The sequence below is a fragment of the Vibrio taketomensis genome (assembly GCF_009938165.1).
Classification (GTDB): domain Bacteria; phylum Pseudomonadota; class Gammaproteobacteria; order Enterobacterales; family Vibrionaceae; genus Vibrio; species Vibrio taketomensis.
Genome location: NZ_AP019650.1, coordinates 405,367 through 430,729 on the forward strand (window position 1 = coordinate 405,367; position 25,363 = coordinate 430,729).

25 protein-coding genes and 1 pseudogene are annotated in these 25,363 nt (G+C 44.9%); 24 read left to right on the forward strand and 2 right to left on the reverse strand.

Annotated features, from left to right (window positions below):
• Positions 1 to 570 precede the first annotated feature (570 nt).
• The 22 genes and pseudogenes from Vt282_RS15495 (at position 571) to Vt282_RS15595 (ending at position 22,832) form a co-directional block, all read left to right on the forward strand.
• Positions 571 to 3,018 carry a DmsA/YnfE/YnfF family dimethyl sulfoxide reductase gene (locus Vt282_RS15495; protein ID WP_162063962.1) on the forward strand — a complete coding sequence of 816 codons (2,448 nt, stop codon included), beginning with the start codon at positions 571 to 573 and terminating at the stop codon, positions 3,016 to 3,018.
• Positions 3,018 to 3,647: a DMSO/selenate family reductase complex B subunit gene (locus tag Vt282_RS15500; RefSeq protein WP_162047955.1), complete on the forward strand. Its 630-nt coding sequence runs from the start codon at positions 3,018 to 3,020 to the stop codon at positions 3,645 to 3,647. The genes Vt282_RS15495 and Vt282_RS15500 overlap by 1 nt, the downstream gene beginning before the upstream one ends.
• Positions 3,647 to 4,498 carry a dimethyl sulfoxide reductase anchor subunit family protein gene (locus Vt282_RS15505; RefSeq protein WP_162063963.1) on the forward strand — a complete coding sequence of 284 codons (852 nt, stop codon included), beginning with the start codon at positions 3,647 to 3,649 and terminating at the stop codon, positions 4,496 to 4,498. Before Vt282_RS15500 ends, Vt282_RS15505 begins: the two co-directional genes overlap by 1 nt.
• An 82-nt stretch (positions 4,499 to 4,580) precedes the next feature.
• Positions 4,581 to 5,192: a molecular chaperone TorD family protein gene (locus Vt282_RS15510; protein WP_162063964.1), complete on the forward strand. Its 612-nt coding sequence runs from the start codon at positions 4,581 to 4,583 to the stop codon at positions 5,190 to 5,192.
• Positions 5,179 to 5,677 (forward strand): annotated as a pseudogene (locus Vt282_RS15515) (4Fe-4S binding protein). Before Vt282_RS15510 ends, Vt282_RS15515 begins: the two are co-directional and overlap by 14 nt.
• Positions 5,678 to 6,308: 631 nt before the next feature.
• Entirely contained in the window at positions 6,309 to 7,025 is a 717-nt protein-coding gene (hypB, locus tag Vt282_RS15520) for a hydrogenase nickel incorporation protein HypB (RefSeq protein ID WP_162063965.1), read from the forward strand.
• A 9-nt stretch (positions 7,026 to 7,034) separates the two neighbouring features.
• Entirely contained in the window at positions 7,035 to 7,289 is a 255-nt protein-coding gene (locus Vt282_RS15525) for a HypC/HybG/HupF family hydrogenase formation chaperone (protein WP_162063966.1), read from the forward strand.
• Positions 7,277 to 8,404 carry a hydrogenase formation protein HypD gene (gene hypD, locus Vt282_RS15530; RefSeq protein WP_162063967.1) on the forward strand — a complete coding sequence of 376 codons (1,128 nt, stop codon included), beginning with the start codon at positions 7,277 to 7,279 and terminating at the stop codon, positions 8,402 to 8,404. The genes Vt282_RS15525 and hypD overlap by 13 nt, the downstream gene beginning before the upstream one ends.
• Positions 8,394 to 8,627 carry a hypothetical protein gene (locus Vt282_RS21510; RefSeq protein ID WP_332057979.1) on the forward strand — a complete coding sequence of 78 codons (234 nt, stop codon included), beginning with the start codon at positions 8,394 to 8,396 and terminating at the stop codon, positions 8,625 to 8,627. The genes hypD and Vt282_RS21510 overlap by 11 nt, the downstream gene beginning before the upstream one ends.
• A complete protein-coding gene (gene hypE / locus Vt282_RS15535) occupies positions 8,596 to 9,396 on the forward strand; it encodes a hydrogenase expression/formation protein HypE (protein ID WP_332057980.1) in 801 nt (266 codons plus the stop codon). The genes Vt282_RS21510 and hypE overlap by 32 nt, the downstream gene beginning before the upstream one ends.
• Positions 9,396 to 9,740 carry a hydrogenase/urease nickel incorporation protein HypA gene (gene hypA / locus Vt282_RS15540; protein ID WP_162063968.1) on the forward strand — a complete coding sequence of 115 codons (345 nt, stop codon included), beginning with the start codon at positions 9,396 to 9,398 and terminating at the stop codon, positions 9,738 to 9,740. Before hypE ends, hypA begins: the two co-directional genes overlap by 1 nt.
• A 124-nt stretch (positions 9,741 to 9,864) precedes the next feature.
• Entirely contained in the window at positions 9,865 to 11,010 is a 1,146-nt protein-coding gene (locus tag Vt282_RS15545; protein ID WP_162063969.1) for a hydrogenase small subunit, read from the forward strand.
• A gap of 2 nt (positions 11,011 to 11,012) precedes the next feature.
• The gene (locus Vt282_RS15550; RefSeq protein ID WP_162063970.1) at positions 11,013 to 12,716 is read left to right on the forward strand and encodes a nickel-dependent hydrogenase large subunit; all 1,704 of its coding nucleotides are present in this window, start codon (positions 11,013 to 11,015) and stop codon (positions 12,714 to 12,716) included.
• A gap of 10 nt (positions 12,717 to 12,726) precedes the next feature.
• Positions 12,727 to 13,410, forward strand: a complete 684-nt coding sequence (cybH, locus tag Vt282_RS15555) for a Ni/Fe-hydrogenase, b-type cytochrome subunit (protein ID WP_162063971.1) — start codon at positions 12,727 to 12,729, stop codon at positions 13,408 to 13,410.
• On the forward strand, positions 13,407 to 13,943 hold the full coding sequence (locus Vt282_RS15560; RefSeq protein ID WP_162063972.1) for a HyaD/HybD family hydrogenase maturation endopeptidase: 537 nt from the start codon (positions 13,407 to 13,409) through the stop codon (positions 13,941 to 13,943). The genes cybH and Vt282_RS15560 overlap by 4 nt, the downstream gene beginning before the upstream one ends.
• A gap of 13 nt (positions 13,944 to 13,956) precedes the next feature.
• Positions 13,957 to 15,735 carry a hypothetical protein gene (locus Vt282_RS15565; RefSeq protein WP_162063973.1) on the forward strand — a complete coding sequence of 593 codons (1,779 nt, stop codon included), beginning with the start codon at positions 13,957 to 13,959 and terminating at the stop codon, positions 15,733 to 15,735.
• A gap of 4 nt (positions 15,736 to 15,739) precedes the next feature.
• Positions 15,740 to 18,091 carry a carbamoyltransferase HypF gene (hypF, locus tag Vt282_RS15570; protein ID WP_162063974.1) on the forward strand — a complete coding sequence of 784 codons (2,352 nt, stop codon included), beginning with the start codon at positions 15,740 to 15,742 and terminating at the stop codon, positions 18,089 to 18,091.
• Positions 18,081 to 19,682: an ABC transporter substrate-binding protein gene (locus Vt282_RS15575; RefSeq protein WP_197740112.1), complete on the forward strand. Its 1,602-nt coding sequence runs from the start codon at positions 18,081 to 18,083 to the stop codon at positions 19,680 to 19,682. Before hypF ends, Vt282_RS15575 begins: the two co-directional genes overlap by 11 nt.
• Complete coding sequence (locus Vt282_RS15580; RefSeq protein ID WP_162063975.1) at positions 19,679 to 20,677, forward strand: ABC transporter permease; 999 nt, start codon at positions 19,679 to 19,681, stop codon at positions 20,675 to 20,677. The genes Vt282_RS15575 and Vt282_RS15580 overlap by 4 nt, the downstream gene beginning before the upstream one ends.
• A gap of 17 nt (positions 20,678 to 20,694) precedes the next feature.
• Positions 20,695 to 21,546 carry an ABC transporter permease gene (locus tag Vt282_RS15585; RefSeq protein ID WP_232055281.1) on the forward strand — a complete coding sequence of 284 codons (852 nt, stop codon included), beginning with the start codon at positions 20,695 to 20,697 and terminating at the stop codon, positions 21,544 to 21,546.
• Complete coding sequence (locus Vt282_RS15590) at positions 21,533 to 22,252, forward strand: ATP-binding cassette domain-containing protein (RefSeq protein ID WP_162063977.1); 720 nt, start codon at positions 21,533 to 21,535, stop codon at positions 22,250 to 22,252. Before Vt282_RS15585 ends, Vt282_RS15590 begins: the two co-directional genes overlap by 14 nt.
• The gene (locus Vt282_RS15595) at positions 22,236 to 22,832 is read left to right on the forward strand and encodes an ATP-binding cassette domain-containing protein (protein ID WP_162063978.1); all 597 of its coding nucleotides are present in this window, start codon (positions 22,236 to 22,238) and stop codon (positions 22,830 to 22,832) included. The genes Vt282_RS15590 and Vt282_RS15595 overlap by 17 nt, the downstream gene beginning before the upstream one ends.
• Before the next feature lie 57 nt (positions 22,833 to 22,889).
• Here Vt282_RS15595 and trxC read toward each other — a convergent pair whose 3' ends face one another.
• Entirely contained in the window at positions 22,890 to 23,324 is a 435-nt protein-coding gene (gene trxC, locus Vt282_RS15600) for a thioredoxin TrxC (protein ID WP_162063979.1), read from the reverse strand.
• A 136-nt stretch (positions 23,325 to 23,460) separates the two neighbouring features.
• Complete coding sequence (locus tag Vt282_RS15605) at positions 23,461 to 23,658, reverse strand: hypothetical protein (RefSeq protein WP_162047974.1); 198 nt, start codon at positions 23,656 to 23,658, stop codon at positions 23,461 to 23,463.
• 759 nt (positions 23,659 to 24,417) lie between these two features.
• Between Vt282_RS15605 and cspE the strand changes: the two genes are divergently transcribed.
• Complete coding sequence (gene cspE, locus Vt282_RS15610) at positions 24,418 to 24,633, forward strand: transcription antiterminator/RNA stability regulator CspE (RefSeq protein WP_162064534.1); 216 nt, start codon at positions 24,418 to 24,420, stop codon at positions 24,631 to 24,633.
• 511 nt (positions 24,634 to 25,144) lie between these two features.
• The gene (locus Vt282_RS15615) at positions 25,145 to 25,348 is read left to right on the forward strand and encodes a hypothetical protein (protein ID WP_162063980.1); all 204 of its coding nucleotides are present in this window, start codon (positions 25,145 to 25,147) and stop codon (positions 25,346 to 25,348) included.
• The last annotated feature ends 15 nt before the right edge of the window (positions 25,349 to 25,363 follow it).

Genomic DNA, 25,363 nt, shown 5'->3' on the forward strand with positions numbered 1-25,363 from the left:
TGTTATTTACCGCTATTAATTCAATTTAATGGAAGACATTTGTTGGTAGATAATGATTAATTTTCATTTCAAACATATCGAGATCAATTAATAAGCAATGAGTTGTTTATTATCTATTCGTTGTCATATCAAAATAGATTTTATAGTTTTTGGTTCTATTTGTATTTAGCTAGTTCTAGCTAATCAGGTTAACTGCTGATAGTCATTTTTCTTGTTTATTTTCATTTAAAACAATAGCTTAATCTAATTATTAAATGCTACTTATTCGCATTTAATATATCTATTAATAGTTCGTTAATAATTTAGACTCAAATGAAATGTAAGATTTCATTCGGCAAAAATTGGAAATTGATTGTGGTCAATATTACGTGGATAGCCATGTATAAAAATATCGCCAGTTGTTACATATTAAGACTAAATAATGACGTAACACTTCTTGTTTAATTGATGGCTTTGTTTAAGTAATGTGTTGAATGAAAATTATCCGCTACTTATTTAGCTTAAGTTCTCCTATTTAAAGCCATTAATTAAGCGCCTTAACTCATTCAAACCAAAATCTTAGGATGAATCATGAGTCTAGACGGCAAGTTTAAAATTACTCGGCGTGATGCTTTAAAAGGCGGCTCTGCTCTAGGCGCACTTGCGCTTGCAGGCAACGCACTTTCTTTGCCATTTGCTACCAATGCGGTAGCAAAAGAAACCCCAGCAAAACCAGATGAAAAAATCGTATGGTCAGCATGTACTGTAAACTGTGGATCGCGTTGTCCACTGCGCATGCATGTTGTTGATGGCGAGATCAAATGGGTTGAAACCGATAATACAGGTGACGACGTATACAACCACAATCATCAGGTGCGCGCTTGTTTGCGTGGCCGTTCTATGCGCCGTCGTGTCTATGCGCCTGACCGTCTAAAATATCCACTTCTTCGCGTGGGTAAGCGCGGTGAAGGTAAATTCAAACGTATTACTTGGGATGAGGCATACGAACTTATCGGCGATAATCTTACTCGTATTATTAAAGATTACGGCAACGATGCAGTATACCTAAACTACGGCACAGGTACCCTTGGTGGTACGGTAACCAAAAGCTGGGATCCAAGTGCTACATTGGTCGCTCGAATGATGAACCTGTGTGGTGGTTACTTAAATCACTATGGTGACTATTCTGCTGCTGCAATCGAAGTGATGTCTGAATACTTCTATGGTACTTGGGTGGATAATAACTCGATTGATGATGTGCAAAATGCAGATCTTTGCATCATGTTTGGTAATAACCCTGCTGAAACGCGTATGTCAGGTGGTGGCCAAATCCATAACTACGTAGATGCAAAAAACATCAGTCAAACCCGCACAATTTGTATCGACCCGCGTTACACCGATACAGCGGCTGGCCGTGAAGATCAATGGATCCCAATCAAACATGGTACCGATGCAGCATTAGTGGCTGCTATTGCTCATGTACTGATCAGTAAAGATATGGTCGATCAAGATTTTCTCGACCGATACTGTGTAGGTTACGATCGTAAAACCTTACCAGCGTCAGCGCCTGAAAACGGCAGCTACAAAGATTACATCATGGGTACTGGCCCGGATGGCATTGCGAAAACACCTGAATGGGCGCAGCCAATTACCGGTATTCCAGCGGATGTGATCACCAAACTGGCCGTTGAAATCGGTGATGCTAAACGCATTTACATCACTCAAGGTTGGGGTTTACAACGCTCAGCAAACGGCGAACAAGCATGTAAAGCGATCATGATGTTGTCACTGTTACGTGGTCAAGTTGGCTTACAAGGTGGTGGTACGGGTGCTCGAGAGGGTAACCATTCATACCCATTCCAACGTTTCCCTAAAGTGCCGAACCCAATTACAGCATCAATCCCTATGTTCTTATGGACAGATGCCATCTATCGCGGCACGGAAATGACGGATCTAACTGATGGTATTCGTGGTGCTGAGAAGCTGAACAATAACATCAAGTTTATCTGGAACTACGCTGGTAACTGTCTGATCAACCAACATTCAGATATCAACCGTACGCACGATATTCTACAAGATGAAAAAGCGTGTGAAATGATCGTGGTGATTGATAACCACATGACATCTTCTGCTAAATACGCCGATATTGTACTGCCAGATTGTACAACCTCTGAGCAATCTGATTTCTGTATGGATGGTGCAGCAGCATCAATGCCTTACTTCATTTTTGCAAGCCAAGCGATTGAGCCTCGTTTTGAATGTAAACCTATCTACGAGATCATGTCTGGCGTGGCAAAACGCATGGGCGTGTATGATGCGTTCACTGAAGGTCGCACACAAGAAGAGTGGCTGCAGTGGATGTATGCACAAACCGTAGCGCAAAATAACGATCCTAACTTACCTTCTTATGAAGCAATGCGAGAGCAGGGCATTTATAAGAAACAGTTCGATCGCCCACATGTGGCGTTTGAAGACTTCCGCCGTGATCCAGAGGCGAATCCTCTGCCATCACCATCAGGCAAAATCGAAATTTATTCAGAAACCTTGGCGAAAATTGGCCAAGAGTGGGAGTTGGATGCAGATGAATCCATCAAACCATTACCTGAATATGTGTCTACCTTTAACGGTTGGGATTCACCCGATCGTAAAGAGTACCCATTGCAGTTAACGGGCTTCCACTACAAAGCGCGTGCTCACTCAACTTACGGCAACGTCGATATTCTAAAAGCAGCGGCACCACAAGAGTTGTGGATCAACCCTGTGGACGCACAAGCTCGCGATATCGACAACGGTGATTTGGTACGAGTACGTAGCAAGTTTGGTGAAATGAATGTTCGTGTCAAAGTGACGCCTCGCATCATGCCACACGTAGTCGGCTTGGGTGAGGGTGCATGGTATGCACCGAATGCAAATCGTGTTGACCAAGCGGGTTCAATCAACGTGCTGACGACTCAACGCCCAAGTCCATTATCTAAGTCTAATCCGAGCCATACCAACCTCGTTGAAGTGACGCTAATTCAGAAAATGGGGGATAAATAATGAGTAGTGCAAAACAGTATGGCTTTTACATTGATTCAAGCAAATGTACAGGTTGTAAAACCTGTCAGCTTTCTTGTAAAGACAACAAAGATTTAGGTATTGATCGTAACTTCCGCCGTGTTTACGAATACGTAGGTGGTAACTGGACTGAGCAAGATGGCGCATTCCGTCAAAACGTGTTTGCTTACTACTTGTCTATTTCATGTAACCACTGCTCAAACCCAGCTTGTACTAAGGTTTGTCCTTCAGGTGCGATGCATAAGCGTGAAGAAGATGGCTTTGTAGTTGTCGATGAAAGCGTATGTATTGGTTGTAAATCTTGCCATATGGCATGTCCTTACGGTGCGCCGCAATACAGTGAAGAAAAAGGTCACATGACTAAGTGTGATGGTTGCTATGAACGTGTTGCAGAAGGCTTGATGCCTATCTGTGTTGATAGTTGTCCATTGCGTGCGATTGAGTTTGGCCCGATTGATGAATTGCGTGCTAAATATGGTCACAATGCGGATGTTGCACCACTTCCTGATTCACGCATTACCAGCCCTAACTTGATTGTGAAGCTCAATCCAAATGGTCGTCCAACGGATGATCGTTCAGGCTTCCTACAAAATCCAAGAGAGGTGAAATAATGTTATACGAAGCTCCGTTAGTCGCCTTTACTGTTTTGGCGCAAACTGCTGTGGGTGCGCATTTAACGCTTAACGCAGTGGACAAAGCAAATGGCTACGCAGCCTCTGCAGCGAATAAAATGAACATTGCTCGTTTTGTTATTTTAGCTGTAATGGCCGTGGGTTTTATGTTCTCAACTACGCACTTGGGCTCACCATTGCGTGCATTCAACGCGTTAAACCGTGTGGGTAGTGCGGCGTTATCAAATGAGATTCTTACGGGTGCGTCATTTTTGTCATTTGCGGGTTTAGCGTGGCTAATGATGACGTTCAGCTTAGGCGGCAAGTTACTGGCTAAGCTTGTGAACGGTTTATCAATGATCATTGGTGTGGTGTTTATGTTTGCGATGGCAAATGTATACCAAATTCCAACTGTGCCAGCTTGGCATTCACCAATGACGACCTTAAGTTTTTGGTTCACCGTGGCAACGTCAGGTGTGTTGTTTACTTATGTCATGATCAATCTACTTAATGTTTCTAACGAGTACATTAACCGCAAGTTAATGTGGTTAGGAGCGAGTTTTATTGCGCTTAACATCGCTTTTGCTGTGCTGCATACGCTATTTTTCGCGGATATCTCAACCGCTATTCACAGTGGTGCGGAACAAATTACGATGCTGCTAGGCCCGGTCGTTGGCCACGTCTTACTGATGGTGGTAGCGCTAGTGATCTGGATTTATGCAGAGCTCTATACCACTTCAGAGAACAATAAAAATCTTCTGATTGTGGTGGCGTTTTTTGCTTTGTTCATCGCACAGCTGTTAGGTCGTAACGTGTTCTACGGTATGCACTTTACCGTTGGTCTGTACTGATACAACAGTAAGCTGAAACGTCATAAACGGGCGAGATAGCGCGTCTACTCGCCCGCCATTCTTAAAAAGTGAAAGGTTACTGATGCAAATTAGCCAACTTGAACAACAAGACATTAGTGTGCTGCTGAAATTGTTCGGTGCACTGTTTTACTATCAACCGAAAGATTACACCGCCGCCAATATTGATGCGTTATTACAAAGCATTGATACCGAAGTCGCGCCGCTTAACCAAACGCTAACCAGCTTTGCTGGCGCAGATAGATCGACGCTGCAATTGACGCATGATCGCCTGTTTTCGGGCGTTGGTGAAATGCCTGCTCCACCGTGGGGCTCTGCATATTTAGATCGTGAAGCCGTACTATTTGGTGAATCGACAATCGTTTATCGCCATTTCTTGCAACGTTGTGGTTTTGCGTTGGATTCAGCGCAGCGTGAACCTGAAGATCAAATTGGTTTGATGATGATGGTACTCGGTATGTTGGTGGAATCGAGTCACCAAGAGCTTGCCCAAGAGTTATTGCGAGAGCATTTGATGACGTGGTTTGGCTTTTTCCATGCACGTTTCGTAGTAGAAGCGGCCAACACACCTTATATGCAATTAGCAAATGTAAGTGAGGAATTACTCAGCGCACTTTGCCAACAATGGCAAGTGGTTGTACCGACCAGACGAGATTACTTCAATGCCACAATGTGAAACAATAGATAACAGTAAGCGTCGTCTATTTGGTATTTGCCAGAAGACACCAAGCAAACCGAGTTTTGAACCACGCAGCCACGCAAGACCGCCATACGCCGTTGATGAATCCCTGTTTACTCGACTTTGTGACGGGTGCGGCCAGTGTTTATCAGTGTGTCCAAGTCAAATTATTGAATTAAAAGAAGGGGTTGCAGCGCTCGATATTAGCTACCTCTTGTGACTTGTGCGGTAAATGTCAAGCGGCCTGTCCAACCTTGGCGCTTTCTGGTCAAACGCTATCTACGGGTGTTGTCGCAAAAGTTTCAAACAGTTGTGAAAATCTATATGGATATTGCAGCAGTTGCGCTGACAGTTGTCAGTATGATGCGCTCGAATGGCGTGAAGATGCTAAGCCATTAATCTCGACAGATAAGTGTAATGGTTGCGGCCAATGTGCGCAGGGATGCTATACCAGCATGATCAGTTTTCAGTTGAAGTGTTAGCAAAGTCTGCTTTTACAAATTTCAGTTCGCTATATTTTTACGGAATAACGGTTTATTTAAAATGCTTGTTTCAAAATTGCTATTTAAATAACCACCATTATTGATTGGTTTATTTCTGTAATTTCAATTATTCCCTTTCCTATAAAACACATAATATCGTGGCTTTTAGCCGAAAATGGCACGACTTTATTTCATTATTGTACTTTTTAACCCCGCTAAAATTGTTGGGGTTAGTACATCTATCACTCGCAATCCACAGTAACAGCATTACGTTGTCTGTATGATATTTAATCAATTGTAAAGCGTATGCATGTGCAAAGTTACTAAAATAGAATATTAGATTGCCTTTTTGCATCTTTATAGTGAGTTAGGCTAGGAATACTATGGCCGATAAGAGTGATATTGATCACTTTTTGTGGCGTGTGTGTGAATCGTTTTACGATGATTAATCAACTATGCAGCACAGCATAAGCCTGTGTGTTTTAGAAGCTTAAATATATAAATAAGAGATTCTTGAGATACAAGACTACATGTCATTTTATTATCTAGCATATTTAAATGAATATCGAGATGTATTTGTTTAAATGTGACTAGAAAAACAAATTAATGAATAGAATGTGATTGAGCATTTATGTGTAAAGACTGTGGTTGTTCTTTAACTGATCATCATCACCACGATGTAATGCAAAATCCGCAGCTAAACGATAAAAAGACCCTTAGCGTTATCCATAAAATACTCGACAAAAACGATGTTGAAGCGGCTCATAACCGTCAGCATTTTGAGTCACATGGTATTACTGCATTCAATTTAATGAGTAGCCCTGGTAGCGGTAAAACAACGCTACTTGAACATCTTCATCAACACACATCATTACGCTATGCCGTTATTGAAGGTGACTTAGAAACTTCTCGCGATGCTGATCGACTCAAAGCGCAAGGCATTGCAGCATACCAAATCCAAACCGGCTCTGCCTGTCATCTTGATGCGTTTATGGTGCATGGCGCTCTACATCATCTGCAAATGGATGAGTTAGATGTTTGCTTTGTTGAGAACGTGGGCAATTTAGTTTGTCCGGCAAGTTATGATGTTGGCACACATAAAAACATCGTGTTGGTTTCTGTTCCGGAAGGCGATGACAAAATTGAGAAATACCCAGTCATGTTCCGCCGCGCAGATTTGGTGCTATTAACCAAGTGCGATCTATTGCCTTATTTTGATTTCAATGTTGAAGAAGCTCGTGAGCAAGTTGCCAAGTTAAATCCAAATGCAGTTGTGCTTGAGGTTTCGGTTAAACAACCAGAAACACTCACTGCTGTGGTTGATTGGCTAAATAGCCAAATTCAGTGAGGCAAATTTATGTGTTTATCTGTGCCTTCGCAAATTATCGCCATTCATGATGAAGAATTGAGTGTGACGGTTGAGTCACTAGGTGTGCAACGTAAAGTGAGCCGCCATTTATACATGGATCCACTAGAAATTGGTGATTATGTATTGATTCATATTGGTTTTGTGATGAACAAAATTGATAAAGAAGATGCGGAGCAGAGTTTAGCTCTGTACCAAGAAATGATTGAAAAACTCGAGGATGCGGACCAACCATGCTCGATTTAAAACAACTCTATGACGGTTTCCGCAGCCCGGAAACCGTCCGTCACTTAGCTCAACAAATTGAGCAAGAGGCAAAGCAGCTTAAAGAGCCATTAAATGTCATGGAAGTGTGCGGTGGACATACTCACACCATTATGAAATTTGGCCTTAAAGCGCTACTACCAAACAATATTCAGTTTATTCATGGCCCAGGTTGCCCAGTGTGTGTGATGCCTAAAGAGCGTATTGACCATGCGATTACTTTAGCGATGCAACCGAAAGTGATTTTGGTGACCTTGGGCGACATGATTCGCGTGCCGGGATCAAAAGCCAGTTTGGCTCAATGCCGAGCGCAAGGTGGCGATGTCAGACCCCTTTATGATCCCCTCGATGCGCTGCAAATCGCTCAAGACAATCCGAACAAAACCGTGGTGTTCTTTGCGATTGGTTTTGAAACGTCAACGCCGATGACCGCAGTGCTGCTACAACAAGCAGAAGCGCAAGGGATCGAAAACTTGGTGTTTCACATCAACCATGTTTTGGTTCCGCCAGCGGTTAATGCCGTAATGGATGATCCACAAGTCAAAGTAAACGCATTTATCGGACCGTCACATGTTAGCGTGATTCAAGGCGGCGATATCTACCAACCATTAGCGCAGAAATATCAGACTCCAGTTGTGGTCTCAGGTTTTGAACCTGTTGATGTTATGGAGTCGGTTCTGCGTCTAGTTCGCCAAAAAGTGGCGGGCGAAGCGAGTGTCGATATTCAGTACAGCCGAGCGGTTACTCCTCAAGGTAATGTTGGCGCACAGCAATTGGTTGACACCTATTTTGAAACACGTGATGAGTTTCGTTGGCGTGGATTAGGCCCAATTGCGCACTCTGCATTGAAATTGAAACCTGCTTACGCTCATCGTGATGCTGAACGCTTGTTCGCTCATGTCCTTTCCGATCGTGAAATTGATGATCACAAAGCTTGCCAATGTGGCGACATTCTTCGTGGCTTAGCCAAGCCTGCCGACTGCCGAGTATTTGGTCGAGGTTGTACACCACAGCGCCCATTGGGTAGCTGCATGGTGAGTTCTGAAGGTGCATGTAACGCCTATTACCGTTACCAAGGGGTTTTGAATGAGAGATAAATATATTCAACTGAGTCATGGTGGCGGCGGTGAAGAAATGAACCAGCTAATCAAAGACATGTTCTTTGCTGCTTTTGACAATGAAGTGCTACGCCAAGAGGAAGATGCGGCGATTTTGTCGTTATCAAATCAGACGGCGTTTACCACCGATAGCTTTACCGTTTCGCCACTCATTTTTAATGGCGGTGATATTGGTAACAGCGGTCGCTGGCACGGTGAATGACCTTGCCATGATGGGGGCTCAACCTCTTTACCTAAGCTGCAGTTTTATTCTCGAAGAAGGCTTGGAAATTAAAACTCTGCAAACCGTGGTTAACAGCATTGCTAAAGAGCTGCAAGAGAGCGGCGCAATGATCGTGTGTGGTGATACCAAAGTGGTTCCTCACGGCTGCGCAGATGGCATTTTTATTAATACAGCTGGCCTTGGTCAAGTGCGACGCACAGGTATTTCTGCCCATCAGATTCGCCAAGGTGATGCGATTATCGTGTCACGCGATATCGGCTGCCACGGTGCGACGGTATTAATGAGCCGTGAAGGGCTTGAACTGACCTCAGAACTAAAAAGTGACTGCGCTACGCTATGGCCAGTCGTCGAAGCTTTACTTGCTGCTGGTATTGATATTCATGCTATGCGTGACGCAACGCGCGGTGGTTTGTCTGCGGTAACGAATGAGTGGGCACGCACATCCGGTGTGGGTATTACATTGGATAAAAAGTCGATTCCTGTCCGTGATGAAGTGCGTGGTTTATGCGAGCTGTATGGCATGGAGCCGTACGATCTTGCTAACGAAGGTACTTTTGTATTGGCTCTGCCCGCAGAACAAGCGGATGTCGCTCTGGCGGTAATGCAGCATTTCGCCATTTGTCCTAATGCAGCGGTGATCGGTCATGCCGACCATCAACAACCAGGCAAAGTGGTGCTGGTTACGCCTTGGGGTAGCCTACGTTACCTCGATGCACCGCAAGGTGAGTTGTTGCCGAGGATCTGTTGATGCACGAATACTCCATAGTCAGTGCCTTAATTGAACAGTGCGAGAACCACGCTCGTGATAATAACGCCAATCGAGTCACTCGTGTGGCGATCAAAGTGGGACAATTAAGCGGCGTTGAACCTGCGCTACTTGAAACGGCTTTCGATACCTTTAAACAAGAAGGCGTGTGTCGTGATGCCTTGTTGGAAATACAAATTCAGCCTTTGGTGATTCATTGCCATGAGTGTCAGCGTGAATCTGTGATGAGCACTCGTCAGGTACTTTGTCCGTTGTGCAACAGCCGCAATACCCAGGTTATCGATGGTGAAGAGTTGCTGCTGATGCAACTCGAACTGGAAACATAATCCTTAATTTCTATTAGCGAGCATCGCTCGCTTTACGCTTGTGAAGCGCTGGTATATCTGGCTTAACGCCAAGGTAATCAGCAATAAAAACAAAAATAACCAACCATAATAATAAGGATGAGCAATGGATACACATGCTGCCCTCTACGAGCTGGGTAAAGCCCGGCTTGAACAGCTGCGCCAACTCCCCGCGAATAAACAACAGCCTTTGCAGCAACGCTTAGAAGAGCATGGCATTACACGTCGTGATTTTCTGGTATGGAGTGCGACGGTGACAGCAGCGTTGGCACTGCCAATGCCGTTTAGTTCTATGGTGGCTGAGGCTGCTGAACTGGCTGACCGTGTGCCGCTTATTTGGCTTCATATGGCCGAATGTACTGGTTGTTCTGAATCCTTGATTCGTTCTTCTACACCAGATATTAGCACGCTGATTTTCGACCACGTTTCATTGGAATACCAAGAGACATTGATGGCGGCCGCGGGTTGGCAAGCGGAAGAAAACCTTGATAACGCTGTGCGTGATTACAAAGGCCAATATTTGTTAGCGGTTGAAGGTGCCGTGCCGACAGCCAATGGTGGTTCTTTCTTAACATTAGGTTGTAAAGGTCGTACCGGTTTACAAATGGTACGTGAAGTAGCAGAAGGCGCAGCAGCGATCATTTCGGTAGGTACTTGTGCTTCATTTGGTGGCGTGCAAGCGGCGAAACCAAATCCAACGGGTGCCAAAGGTGTGCATGCGGTTATCGATCGCCCAGTGGTAAATTTAGGTGGCTGTCCACCGAGCTCATCAAACATTGTTGGTACGCTAATGTACTTCATTATGTTTGGTAAGTTGCCTGCATTGGATACTTTTAACCGTCCTAAATGGGCATACGGCGCTCGTGTACATGATAACTGTGAACGTCGTGGTCACTTTGATGCTGGCGAGTTTGTTGAAGAGTTTGGCGATATGGCCGCTCAAGATGGCTACTGCCTGTACAAAATGGGTTGTAAAGGTCCTTACACCTACAACAACTGTCCTCAATTACGTTTTAACAACCACACCAGTTGGCCAGTAATGGCGGGTCATGGCTGTATTGGTTGTTCAGAGCCTGATTTTTGGGATGAAATGGCGGACTTCGAGAAACCTCTAGGTCGACAACTACTGCATGGTTTAGATGCGACAGCTGACACCATTGGTGCAGTGACATTGGGTGTGACTGCTTTAGGCATTGGCGCTCACGCCGTCGGTAGCTTTTTTGCTGGCGCATATAACGAAGAGGAACATTAAGAATGAGCAAACGTGTTGTCATTGACCCTATCACTCGTATTGAAGGGCACTTGCGAATTGAAGTAGAAGTGGATGAAAACAATGTGATTGAAAAAGCGTGGGCTTCTTCAACCTTGTTCCGCGGACTGGAAATCATTCTTAAAGGTCGTACGCCTTTTGACGTTGGGCTATTGGTGCAACGCATCTGTGGTGTATGTACTTTCTCTCATTATCTCTGCGGCACAATGGCGGTAGAAAATGCAATTGGTGCGGCAGTACCAATGAATGCGCAATACCTACGCTCAATGATGCTTGAAGCATTGCATATGCATGATCATATCGTGCACTTTTATATCCTGCACGGCCTCGACTGGATAGATGTTGTTTCTGCATTAAAAGCGGATCCAGCCAAGGCCGCCCAGGTTGCAATGAAGTACTCAGACACGCCAATGGCAGCGGGTGAAGGTGAGTTGCGAGCAGTGCAAGAAAAAGTGAAGAAGTTTGTTGATACCGGCAAACTTGGTCCATTTGCTAATGCATACTGGGGTAACCCATCATACTCGTTTACACCGGAACAAAACCTAATTGGTCTATCACACTATTTCAAAGCACTGGAAGTTCAGCGCATTATTGCTGAAATGATGGCGATTTGGGGTGGTAAAAACCCGCACCCACAATCGGTGGTTGTTGGTGGTATTACTTGTGTGCGTGACATGATTAACCCAGCTCGTTTGCAAGAGTGGGCTCAGCGTCGGGCAACCGTGGTGGATTTTATCGAACGTGCTTATCAAGCTGACCTTATTATGGCGGCAGAGGCATACGGTAAAGAGCCTTCAGTACTTGGTGGTGTAAACGTACGCAACTTTATGTCAACCGCCGATGTATTGATTGGCCAAAATCAACACCTATTCAAGAGCGGTATTATTCGCAATGGCGATCTCGCTAACGTTGAAGATATCGATCCATACAAGATTGAAGAAGATGTGACGCACTCTTGGTATAACGCCAATGCGCCGCAACACCCACTAGATGGTACAACCATTCCTGAACATACGCCATTTATTGAGCGTGAAACGGTGTTTGGTACGCTACCAACGGTTAACAATGATGGTAAGTATTCTTGGGTTAAATCACCACGTTACGCAGGTGAACCGGTAGAAGTTGGTCCTCTAGCGGCGGTATTAGTCAACTATGGTCGTGGTGTGCCAGAAGTGGTGGAAGTGGTTGATGAGTTCTTAGCTCGTACTGGTTTGCCAAAAGAAGCGCTGTTTACCACCCTTGGTCGTACTGCTGCACGTATGTTGCATACGCTAGTTCAAGCTCGCTTTGGTAATCAGACCTTTGATGCTCTCGTGACTAACATCAACTCCGATACATCTACTTACATTGCACCTGAACTGGACTCGTCAAAACAGTACAAAGGTTTTGCCATGATTGAAGCGCCTCGTGGTCTACTTAGCCACTGGATTCGCATCAAACATGGTTTAGTTGAAAACTACCAAGCGGTGGTACCGACCACATGGAATGCTGGCCCTCGTGATGGCAATGGTAAGGTTGGTCCTTACGAAGCATCACTAGTCGGTTTAAAACTGGACGATCCGACTAAACCACTTGAGATTTTGCGTGTGATTCACTCATTTGACCCTTGCATGGCATGTTCGGTACACGTAATGGACTACAAAGGTCAATCTCTGAGTCAGTTCCGTATCGATCCTAACGCACTGTAAGGAGTGGGCGATGAGTACTCAAGAAGTTCTCTATAAACGAGAACGGGTGTTTTCCAGTGTTATCCGTGTGTGTCACTGGTTGCGTGCACTAGCGATCACTGCGCTAGCGATTACCGGCTTCTATATTGCGTGGCCTTTTTTGGTTGCGCCTGAAAGTACCAATGTATTGGTTAATGGCTGGATTCGCTTTGCTCATGAGGTATTTGGCTTCATGCTGGTAGCGATCACAATGGCGCGTGCTTATCTGTTCTTATTTAGTCGCAGCAATATTGAACGTCGCTCGGTGAAAGATATTGTCAGCACTAAGAGTTGGGTGCAGCAAATCAAAGCTTATTTGTGGATAGGTAAACCACCGCACCATGGTGCTTACGGTCCATTGCAGTTGGCAGTGTATGCAACAATTTCGATGCTGGCGATTTTCATGTGTGTGACGGGTTTGATGTTGTATGACAACGTTTACCACGGTGGTTTAGCCGCATTTTTGTTACCCGTGACTGATCAACTGACCACTTGGATGGGCGGATTGGCAAACGTACGTCGTTTACATCACTACGTCACTTGGGTATTTATTGTGTTCGTATTGAGCCATATTTACCTAGTAATCTGGACTGGTATTCGTTTCCGCAATGGTACCGCAGATTCGATCCTTTCAGGTTATGACTATACCTCGGTAACAAAGGAAAAGAGTGAATGAAGATATTGCTACTTGGTATTGGCAATGTCTTGTACGCCGACGAAGGAGTCGGCGTACATTTTGTCAATTACATCACCGAAAACTACCGTTTCACTCACCCAGAGCATCAAATTGATACTATGGATGGTGGTACGCTGGCGCAAGGTTTAACGCCAATTTTGTCTCGTTACGATCATTTGATTGTGGTCGATACGGTCAATGCTGCTGGTGCAGAGCCCGGTCAGGTTTATTACTTTAATTTTGATAATGCACCACCGGAAATAGACTGGCAGGGCAGTGCCCATGAAGTTGAAATGCTGCAAACCTTAATCATGATGGAAATGATGGGTGACCGCCCAGATACATGGATTTTGGGTGTAGTGCCGACCGTGTTAGAGCCTATGCATCTTGGTTTAACCGAGAGAATAGAAGCGGCGATTCCAGTGATGGAGAAAGCGCTACTCAAACACATGGCCTCATTGGGTGTAGAGAGTCAGCGCATCGCTGATATCGACATCAACACATTGATCCCTGATTCATTCAAACGCGGATAATTACAGTTACGTTATGAAGCTCATTCGATTTACTTTTGCTTGTTCGCGCAAGGTGCCGTTTTACGCTCAATTGTGCAATCACTACCTAAATTACCAACCTTTAGAGGTGACGGTCGCTTGGAAAAACCGTTGTTTTATTCTCGAAGCAGAAGGTGAACAGCAACAACTAGAGACATTAGCTGCTGCGATTTCAGAAGATTTTCTCTACTCCATCTGGCTAACGGATGCGCAGATGCAAGTCGTTCAGGAGCGTATTGGTGGTCGCACGCCAATCAGCGTTGCACCCATTGAGGCTACTTCGATGAGTGCCAGTGATGCGGCGGTGCCATTTTGTAATCACTGTCATCCATTGTTCTCAGACAATCAATCAGCGCAATTTGGTGAGATGGGATTGAGCTGTTCATTGTGTCATGGCGAGCAAACGGTTCATGCGGCAAAACTGAAAGCTGATGCATTGTCTTTCAGTCAAGTGCAGCAGTTTGCGGCGCACTTACGTCAAAATGAACAAACGACTATTGGTTGGGCGGGTGAGCAGTATGAGTTTCGTTTAAACCCGTTTAATGATGGCCAGCGAGCGCAAGTGTTGGTGTGCAATCCTAATCGTCTAGCTGCTCATTTCGCCGTAGAGAATCATCATGTATTGGCGCTATCTAGCTTAGAAAAACCAGCGATTACCGTCCCTGCGAAGCAAGAACATTCGAGTTTAGAACTTGGCTTGTTCGATCTACGTTTTGCTTGGAACCGCGTATTGTCAGTGTTTGCAGAAGTGTTGCGTCAGCAAGGTATTGATTATGTGTTCTATCGCACTAGCGAGCCAAATATTAACGTTGCATGGGTCAATGGCGGATGGAGTGAACTAAGTTATCAGCCATCACAACCATTACCCGCCGCTTTGGTCGGCATTAAAGAGCCGCTGCATGACAGTGCAACGATTGACGGGCTTACTGCTCAGTGGCGTAAAAACACAGTCTCATTTTCACAAGCGCAAGGCAGTGATACATCAGAGCGTGAATCTTATGCGCTCTGTGCTTTGCATGGCGGCAACATGGAAGCAGGTATACTGCGCAATAGTGCGGTGGTGTACTTTAGTGATAAAGCGCCTGGCCAGCTTATCGTGCTTGATTCTCGCCTCAATAGCGAAGTGTTCTTTATGTTGCAGCCGCTGCCTGAAACGGGGCCGCAAATTATTGAGCAGCTTTGCCAGCGTGGTCGTGGTGATTTAGTGGCTCGTTTTGGCGAACAATTTCCTCATGAGTTAGCAGCCCTAAGTCAAATTCAGTTTGCCTCTCAGCGTGACAACCTCACCACTGTCTATGTGGCTGCTGCGTGTATTATGGGGCTCGCCTCTGAGGATAACTTATCCCAGCAGCAACTTGCCGATCGAGTTGTGGCAGCGGCGCAGAGTTACCATGGCAAGAATGCGCAGCGAATTGATTATGCCTTTGATGAAACGACAGCGATCAGTGGCTTAGATTTTTATCAAACCTTGGCGAGTGTGATGGCGTTCCGTCTTGCGACTGATGGTGATAGCAGTATGGTGCCGAAACTGTCATTTGGCATTATGGATTCGTTGGCGGATTATCTCTCCACTTGGATTGAACACCTTGATGGTAAACACGGTATCAAGCAGGTAGTCCTTGCTGGCAATGAGATGGCTAATGAGTGCTTAACCAAGCGAATTGAAGTGCGTGTTGGCAAAAACTTCACTTTGTTTGCTAATCGTCGCCTAATGCTTGATGGCAGTAACCTAAGTGCCGGTGCGCTATTGCTTAAACAGCGCCGCCGGAGATAACGAGATGTCGGTAGCGATAATGCGTCACTGTCAGGTGAGAATCCAAGGTATTGTGCAAGGTGTAGGGTTTAGACCTTTCGTCTATCGAGTGGCGACTGAGTTTAATCTCAACGGGACGGTGCTCAACAATGGCCAAGGAGTGACGATTGAGTTGTATGGAATTGCTCACATGATTGAGCAATGCATTACAACGATTGTTGGTAATCCGCCGCCACTGGCACGCATTGATTCGGTCGAAACCTTTGAGTTGGCATCTACGCCGCCTGAAAATGGTTTTCATATTATCGACAGTGAAGCATCGAGTGCAGCAACCGTGGCATTATCTGCCGATATGGCAACATGCGAAGACTGTTTGGCTGACATTGCTGACCCACAAAGTCGCTTTTATCGCTACCCATTTACCAACTGCACTAACTGTGGTCCGAGGTATTCGATCATTCGTCAATTGCCGTATGATCGTAAAGCGACCTCGATGGCGACATTTGTTATGTGTGAGCACTGTAAAACTCAATACCATGATCCGCTTGATCGTCGCTATCATGCCCAGCCAATCAGCTGTCCGCAATGTGGCCCTCAATTACGCTATGTTACGAATGAGGGAAGTGAGTTAGCAAAAGGGGAGAAGGCATTAGTCCTGGCGACAAAAGCACTCGCTCAAGGGAAAATCTTGGCCGTTAAAGGGCTAGGTGGTTTTCATCTAATGTGCGATGCAACCAATGAATCTGCGGTTCAGCAGCTTCGTTTACGTAAACAACGTCCAGTTAAGCCGCTCGCTGTGATGGTAAAAGATGGTGCGATGGCAAAGCAAATCGTCTCTGCGGATGCTAATGAATGGCAATCATTAACCAGCCAGCAGCGTCCAATTGTTTTGCTATCAAAGCTCAATAGTGAGGACTCAACGCTAGATCTTGCCTCCTGTCTCGCTCCAGGTATTGATTGCTTAGGCGTGTTTTTACCTTACACGCCACTCCACACACTCTTGTTTGATGGTTTATCCATTCCTTTAGTCGCTACTTCTGCCAATATCAGTGGTGAGCCAATTTTGACCAGTTGCGATGCCGTGCTGCGTCAACTTGGTCATGTGGTGGATGCAATCATCGATCATGATAGGGATATTGAGCACCCATGTGATGACAGCGTGGTGCAGGTGATTGATGGCAATGAAATGGTGCTGAGGCTCGGGCGAGGGTATGCGCCGTTAAGTGTTGCTTTACCGAAGCCTGTTTTAAATCCCACTTTTGCCTCTGGTGCGCAACAAAAAAACAGTTTAGCGCTGGCGTTTAATCAACAGATGATGCTGAGCCCATATATTGGCGACTTAGATTCGTTGTCGAGTGAGCTGCACTATCAACAAACGTATGAGTTTTTCAGTCGTTGCTACGATTTTACGGCGAATTATGCGGTGCATGATTTACACCCTGACTACATCGCTACTCGTTTTACCAAACGTTTAGCCGCGACGCCGATTAGTGTTCAGCATCATTACGCACATGTATTGGCGCAAATGGCGATCAACCAACAGACAGAACCGGTATTAGGATTTGCTTTTGATGGCACTGGATTAGGCGACGATGGTACGGTGTGGGGTGGTGAGGTCATGCTTGCCGATGTACACGGTTATCAACGCATTGCAAGTCTTAAGTCATTCAAATTGATTGGTGGTGATAATGCGGTAAAAGATCCAACTAGGTTGCTATTGTCACTATTGTTTGAGCGTTACAACGATGAGCAGATTTTGGCATTCGATTTGGCTGCGCTTAAGCAGGTTGAACCTCTATTCATTCGCAATCTATACCGCTTGTGGTCAGCGAATACTGCCTGTATTGCGACGAGTTCAATGGGCAGACTATTTGATGCCGTGGCTCGTCTACTCGGTCTAATTGGCCGGACTCAATTTGAAGGAGAAGCCGGAATTAAATTGGCGATGTATGGACAAAAAGCCTTGGATATCATCCAAGGTGACGACATGGACCTTCGTTTTCAATTGCCTTTAATCATCGAAAATGGTCGTCAAATTTGGGATAGCCATGCTTTGTTTGCACAGATTGTTGCAGCGGTGAAGGAGAAGCCTTTAACTGAGTCACGCATTTCGCTGATCTCGTTTGGTTTTATTCAAGCACTCGCTGATGCGGTTTGTCTTTTCACCTCTGGTTATTATCAAAGCTGCTCGAAGGCCGAACCACGTCCTAGTGTGGTTTTGTGCGGCGGCGTTTTTCAAAACAGACTCTTGTACAGCCTGTGTACACAACAACTTACCACACTTGGTGTTGACCTATTACCGCATAAGCAACTGCCAGTGAACGATGCCAGCATCGCTTTTGGTCAACTTTGGTATGGAATTCATAATGAACAATAAACTTTCATTGACCACACTGCTTTCAATGTGTGTAGCATGGAGTGGGGCGAGTTTGCCTAGTCATGCATGGGCAAATGGCTTGCAGACTAAAGCTAACTCGATAAATATCGATCAGATTTATACGCAGCCCGTCAGCATTTCATTGGGTGATGAACCCGAAGCGGGCTTTGACCCTATTTATGGTTGGGGGCGATATAACAATCCTCTGATTCAATCTGCACTGCTAAAACGCAGCGGTGAATTCGATTTTGCTGGTGATTTGGCGCAAAGTTGGTCACTGTCGGCGGACAAAAAGTCATGGACGGTAGAGCTCAAACCGGAGTTATTATTTAGTGATGGCAGTGAGCTTACGACGGAAGATGTGGCATTTACTTATCGCCGAGCGAAGTCAGCTGCCTCACTGTATGATTTGACTAATCTCGACAGTGTTGAAGTGAAATCAGATCACGTACTGATTTTTAACCTTAAGCAGCCAGATATTACTTTTATTGATACGCTTGCTTCTCTCGCTATCGTGCCTAAACACGCATACAGTTCACATTATGCCCAGCATCCTATTGGCTCAGGCCCGTATAAATTTGTGCGTTGGCAAAAAGGGCAGTTACTTGAGTTGGTCGCAAACCCCTACTATGCGGGTCCAAAACCACATTTGCAGCATCTGTTTATCGTCTTTAGTGATGAAGAAAGTCGTTTTACTCAGCTACTTGCCCATCAGTTGGATTTAGCGGCAATTGCGCCTCAGTACGTTCGTAGCCTTCCGGCGGATCTTAAATTGTGGAGTATTACCAGCGTTGATAATCGCGGTATTGCATGGCCAATGGACCCATTTAACGGCCATAGCATAGGTAATGATGTAACCAGTAATAAGGCGATTCGTCTCGCAATAGATAATGTGATTGACCGTGACTTATTGGTTAATGCTTTGTTGGATGGACATGCACGTAAAGCCTACTCGATTGCTGACGGTCTCCCTTGGAGTATTGCGCCGCAGCAGTCCAATATGTCATTAAGCCAAGCGCAGCAACTACTAGATAAAGCGGGGTGGGTGGTACAACCTGACGGTATTCGTGCCAAAGATGGGGTAAAAGCTGAATTCACGCTTTACTATAAATCAGGTGATAGTATTCGTGAGCAATTGGCGCTGACGGTAGCACAAATGATCAAGCCTTTGGGTATCGCAGTGAAGACGAAAGGCACCAGTTGGGAAAATATCAGTAAAGTGATGCACCATATGCCGGTGCTGTTTGGTTTTGGTGCTTTGTCCCCAAGTGAAATGCGTTACACCTACTACAGTGAATTCAGAGGTGTGGATTTCTATAACAGTGGGTACTACGCCAATTTTGCCGTTGATAAGGAATTAGATGCCGCCCAACAAGCTTCGTCTTGGAAACAGGCGATGCCACATTTTCAGCGTGCACAGCAGTTAATCTATCAAGATGTGCCTTGGACCTGGTTGGTGAACTTACAACATTTGTATGCAGGAAATCCATGTCTGGATCTGGGTAAACCGATGATTGAACCTCATGATCATGGTTGGCCTCTAACCAATAATATTACCGATTGGCGATGGACGTGCCCAGTTAAACCATGATTGGTTTTCTATTCAAATCCAGTATTCGATTAGGCTTGCAACTGCTTTTGGTTGTCGTATTAGCGTGGATATTGATCATCCATTCGCCACTGGACCCGGTGACACAATATCTCGATGGGAATGTGTTTGCGATTTCAGCAGCGCAAAAGGCGGCACTTATCGAGCGACTTGGCTTGCCTTCCTTTACTGATGGTTCTAGTAGCATCGCATGGTGGCCAGTGATCTCTCAATGGTTTAGTCAGTTGGTTGATGGCAATATGGGATTTTCTCACTTGTATCGTCAGCCCGTTACTGAAGTGCTTTGGGAGCGAGGCCAGGTGTCTCTGTTATTGATGGGCTCGAGCTGGTTGTTAGCTTTAGTGGTCGGTTATGGTCTTGGTTTAGTGGCTGGATTGAATGCTAACCGATGGCTTGACCACCTGATCCGCAGTGCGGCGTGGGTGTTGGCAGCGATTCCTCCATTTTGGTTAGGAATGGTATTGATTGCGCTATTTGCAGTAACGCTACAATGGGCGCCAGCATGTTGCGCAGCTCCTTTTGATAGCAGTTTTAGTCAACAAAGCTTAACCAGTATGCTTCAACACTTGATGCTGCCAATGACCACTCTGGCTCTGGTGTATATGGCGCCGCTTATTTTGCATACTCGAGAAAAGGTGATTGATGTACTGAATGACTCACCAATTGAATATGCGCGTATGCATCAACAAAGTCGCAGCGCTCAGATTCGTTTTCATGTATTGGGCAATAGCTTGCAACCTGCGCTTGTGCTTCATTTGGCATGTTTTGCTGAGTTATTTAGTGGCTCAATCTTGGCAGAGACGGTATTTAATTATCCGGGGCTGGGTCAGACATTGGTGAAAGCAGGGCTTGCTAATGATGCCGCACTGTTTTTAGGCGCAACATTGATAAGTGCCATGCTGGTGTTTATTGGTAATTTAACGGCGTCAGTACTTGCTAAAAAGATAACACCGGGGGCGCAAGGTCAATGCGCATAACGGTTTTTAGGCATTTATTGCGTTCGATTACCTGGCCATTATGGTGTGTGATCGTACTATTATCGCTTGCCATCATTTGGCCTCAAACCGGGCTAAATATCGATTTAATGCAGCGTAACCTGCCGCCTAATTTGATTCATCCATTTGGTACTGACTGGTTAGGCCGAGATATGTTAACTCGCAGTCTAAAAGGGCTGCTAAACAGTTTAATGCTGGCTTTTGTGGCGGTGCTGTGTAGCAGTGTATTGGCACTGATGCTTGCCATGATAGCGACGCTTAACCGCTGGCTCGCTCAACTTGTAGAGCTCTTGGTTGATGTGTTTTTGTCGTTGCCGCATTTACTCTTGTTGATTCTTTTTGCGCTTGCCTTTGGTGGTGTATCGTCAGGTGGAGCTTCGTTCGGTGTAGTCGCAGCTATTGCGCTAAGCCACTGGCCTCGTTTAACCCGTTTGTTGCTTTTTGATATGCAGGCGGTAACGCACTCAACGTATTTTCAGTTGGCGCAACAGTTTGGTCAGTCAAAATCCCATTTGTTGATCAAACATCTGATCCCACATGTCGCCCCACAATGGTTGACTGGAGCGCTGATTATGCTGCCTCAAGCCTTATCGCATATGGCTGGATTAACCTTTTTAGGTTTCGGTTTGGAGCCATCAGTGCCCTCCATGGGGGTGATTTTGTCGCAGGCGAGTCGTTATCTGCTTACGGGAGAGTGGTGGTTAGCGGTGCTGCCCGGCGCTTTGCTGGTGGTGTGTATACTGCTGCTATCACTGTATGCGCAGCAGGTGAGTCAAAGAATTCGTGGGCAGATTGGTACTATGTCACTATATCGCTCCCTTTTGTCAGAGGGTAGTCATGTTACAAGTTAAGCAGTTGGCTATCGTTAATCAAAGCGCTAATCAGTATTTGTTGCAACCGATCAGTTTCAGCTTAGAGCCCGGCGAGATCCTCGGTGTAATTGGAGAAAGCGGCAGTGGTAAAAGTTTGCTAGCGCACGCAATGCTCGGTCAGGTTCCACTAGGGTTTAAGCTACAAGGTGAAATACAAGCAACAGGCTCATTAGCGCTGTCAGCGCAATCAGCAAGCGTGTTTGACCCGATTAAAAGTGTAAAACAACATCTATCTCGCTGGCTTGGTCGTGATACAAAGCATGTTCAATCGAGTGTCGCTGATTGGGATATGTGGGGTATTGATAGAGAAATTGCGGTGAGTTACCGTCATCAACTATCCGGCGGCATGGCTAAGCGTGCATGTTTGGCTCAAGCATTGGTACAGTCGCCGAACTATCTGTTGGCTGATGAGCCTTGTGCTGGGCTTGATGAGGTGGGTGCCGAGCGAACATATCGTCAATTACGAGATAAAGTCGATGGCGATAAGCTTGGCTTGTTAGTGATTTCCCATAACCTTCGTCAGCTTTTGCACTGGGCTGACCGCATTTTGGTGATGCGTCATGGACAATTGCTCGATGTCACCACACCTGAAGCAATCAAACAAGGTAAATGTCATATTTACAGTTATGCATTGTGGCAAGCGCTGCCTGAAAACTGGGAGGTTAGTGATGTTGATGCTGCGTAACGGGGAAGTTCATTACCCTAATCGTATCGTAAGGTTATGTGATATATCGATAGCGCCAAAGGAGGTGGTTGGCTTATGTGGCCCAAGTGGTTGCGGAAAATCTACGCTAGCGAAAGTGTTGGCGAGTATTCAACCGTTAACCCATGGATTTGTTTCACTGCCTTCTCGTCAAAAAGGCAAGCCGAATCCAGTACAGTGGGTTGCTCAGCAGCCAGAGTTTGCATTTAATCCTTATTTAACCTTGCGACAATCACTACAAGAAAGCTGGAAAAATGTTGATTATTCGCCGCTTTTAGACGCTTTTTCGATTTGTTCTAGTTGGTTGGAACGTAAACCGAATCAGCTTTCTGGCGGTCAGTTGCAACGGCTTAATTTGGTCAGAGCCTTAGTGCCAACGACACAATTTCTACTTTGCGATGAGATTTCAGCGCCACTTGATCTGTTGACGCAAAAGCAGCTTTGGCAGACGTTATTACACCATTGCCGCATGAACGAGATCGGACTGTTAGTGATGTCTCATGACAGTCTATTGCTCGAAAAAATTTGTGAGCGAGTGATAGATATTACTCAACAGAAATAACCAGTAAGAGCGCTCGATGGCGCTCTTACTATTCGATAGGCAAATTATGTCGCAGCGTTATTTCGTTAACGCTTGGTCTAGCCATTGGTCGAAATGCCCCTTAGGCAAAGCACCATTAATGGTGTCAGCAAGTTGACCATTTTTAAATACCATGATGGTAGGGATGCTACGAATGCGATATTGAGCGGCAAGCTCTTGTTGAGCTTCAGTATCGATTTTTACGAAGCGCACTTTACCATCACGCTCTTTGGCGACATCTTCAAATACTGGAGCAAAACCCACACAAGGGTTACACCACGGTGCCCAGAAATCAACGACAACAGGTTTATTGCCTTGTAGTAGCGATAGGAAGTTATCTTGCGTGCCTTCAACAGGCTTACCATCAAGCAAGTGCTGTTTGCATGAACCACAAGTCGCCGTTTCGTTAAGGCGTTCTGTTGGTAGTCGGTTCATTGCTTTACAGTGAGGGCAGCGGGTAGTCATTGAAGTCATAATTGCGTTCCATGTTATTTGGTATACGCCTAACTTTACCGACTACCCAAGTTTGAGGAAAGAAGGAATAACAGATTGTTGCAATAGATATTTTCTATCTACGCAGTATCTTGGCAATAGTCCATGCCAATTTGAATTAGAGTATTAGACCGAGTTCTTTGGCCTCTTCAATAGTTAAACCGCAAGCACGAATATCTCGAATAGTCTCGATTCGACGTCGAGCTTCTGCTTGTTGACGTTTGTTGCGAGAAAGATTGGATGCTGTTTCGTCTTTAAAGTCCCATTTGGAAGCGACATCTGCGATATCCAAATGATCGATAGAATTGATAGACACAATTACCTCCTGAGAACACCTTGCGCCGACCTTGCGTTATCTTTATCAGAGGCTTTTATTGTGGTTAAGCATTATCGAATCACTTTGTGATATTGCACATAGATGTGGCAAATACTCTAAATCTTGCTTTGATAAAGGCACAAACAGGAGTACTGTTGAAGATTCCTACTGTGTAAAAACTCACTTATAAACTGCTCGTTTTTTCATCATCTTAAATGTAATTTCATCGAGTATTTGTTTCCTTCAGTTTTATTCTTAGTGCCAAATTCTTGCTTCTCAAACTTCGTGTCTTGACCTTACCTCTAGGGTTTCTTTATGCTGTTACCACGATAAGAGAGGTGATTGAGGAGTTGTTGTAATAAAGCGCCAAATGGCGGGAGCACGAACATTGCGCTTCTGCTAAAGTTTATTGGTGGGTTAGCACTATTTCTTTTGTGTTTAGCGTGGTTGTTTGGCTGATATCTTACGTTCTTTAGCCAAACATTCGGTTCTTTGATAGCGAATAGACAGAGGGTACTCTGGATTTTATTTTTAACGATATGTTTTATAAGGGTTTTCTAATTAAATTAGAAATCGCTATCATTCTGAATATAAGGTGTATAGTGGCGGAAGCTCAAACAGCTGAGCTATTAATGAAATATTAAGTTCAAGATCTTCTCAGTTTTTTTTCGATTCAGTTCGTCATACATATCCTGCGATACCTTTTTCTTCATTGCCGATTTAGTAGCTTTCTTCTTAATCTAACAATACTATCGAGGTATATATGTTAATAAAACAACTGGTTCAGTAAAATGGTTTAACGAAACTAAAGGTTTTGGTTTTATCACTCCAGACAACGGTGGTGCGGATGTATTCGTTCACTTCCGTGCTATCGAAACTGATGGCTTCAAAACTTTGGCTGAAGGCCAAAAAGTAGCATTCAACGTTGAGCAAGGTAACAAAGGCCCACAAGCGGCAAACGTTACTCTAGCTTAATCGCTAAATTGAGAGGATGAGTCGAGCAAAAATAACGACAAATCCTCTCAATTCAATCTCAAAAACTCCGAAGTAAGCCCAAGAAAACACGGGATTCCTTTGCGCTTGAGCATGATACGAACTCCAGTCAAATGACATCGGAGTATTGCTCAACCTTCAAATTTATGGCTTTTGGCCTACTACCAAACATCACATTAATAATGATGTACTAAAGCGTCATATCTTACTCAGAGTGATTGTCCAATTCTTATCTCAGGATTTTCATTTTGTGAGCCGACCATTACTGTGAAAGAAAAAACTCACAAGGCCTGCGTTTAGGGACGTTTTAATTTAGTAAGAAGCGGACACTAAAACGATGAAAAGAAAATCTCACTCAATAAGTTACCAAAAGACAGTGATTCTGCTGAAGATAAAGCAACGAATATTCATCACGTCAGACGAAAAATCGAAGATATTCTACTCGAGCGAGAACAGAAGAAGCTCTTAGAACTTTGATCAAAGAGAGGCAGTTATGCGCAAACCAGTAAAAAAATCTACTAGCAAAATGAGCAAAAATCACTTCGAAGAACGCTTTGCGCAAATGGTAGGTGAGTACAACGCAGCAAAGGAAGAGCTTGCGACGTTGGAAGAAGGGACTGCTGAATATATTAAACAAAATAAACTGTGTGAGAAGTTATTTGCGAGTGCAGAGCGCTTCATTAATTCACATCAGTGAGACAGTAATTTAAAT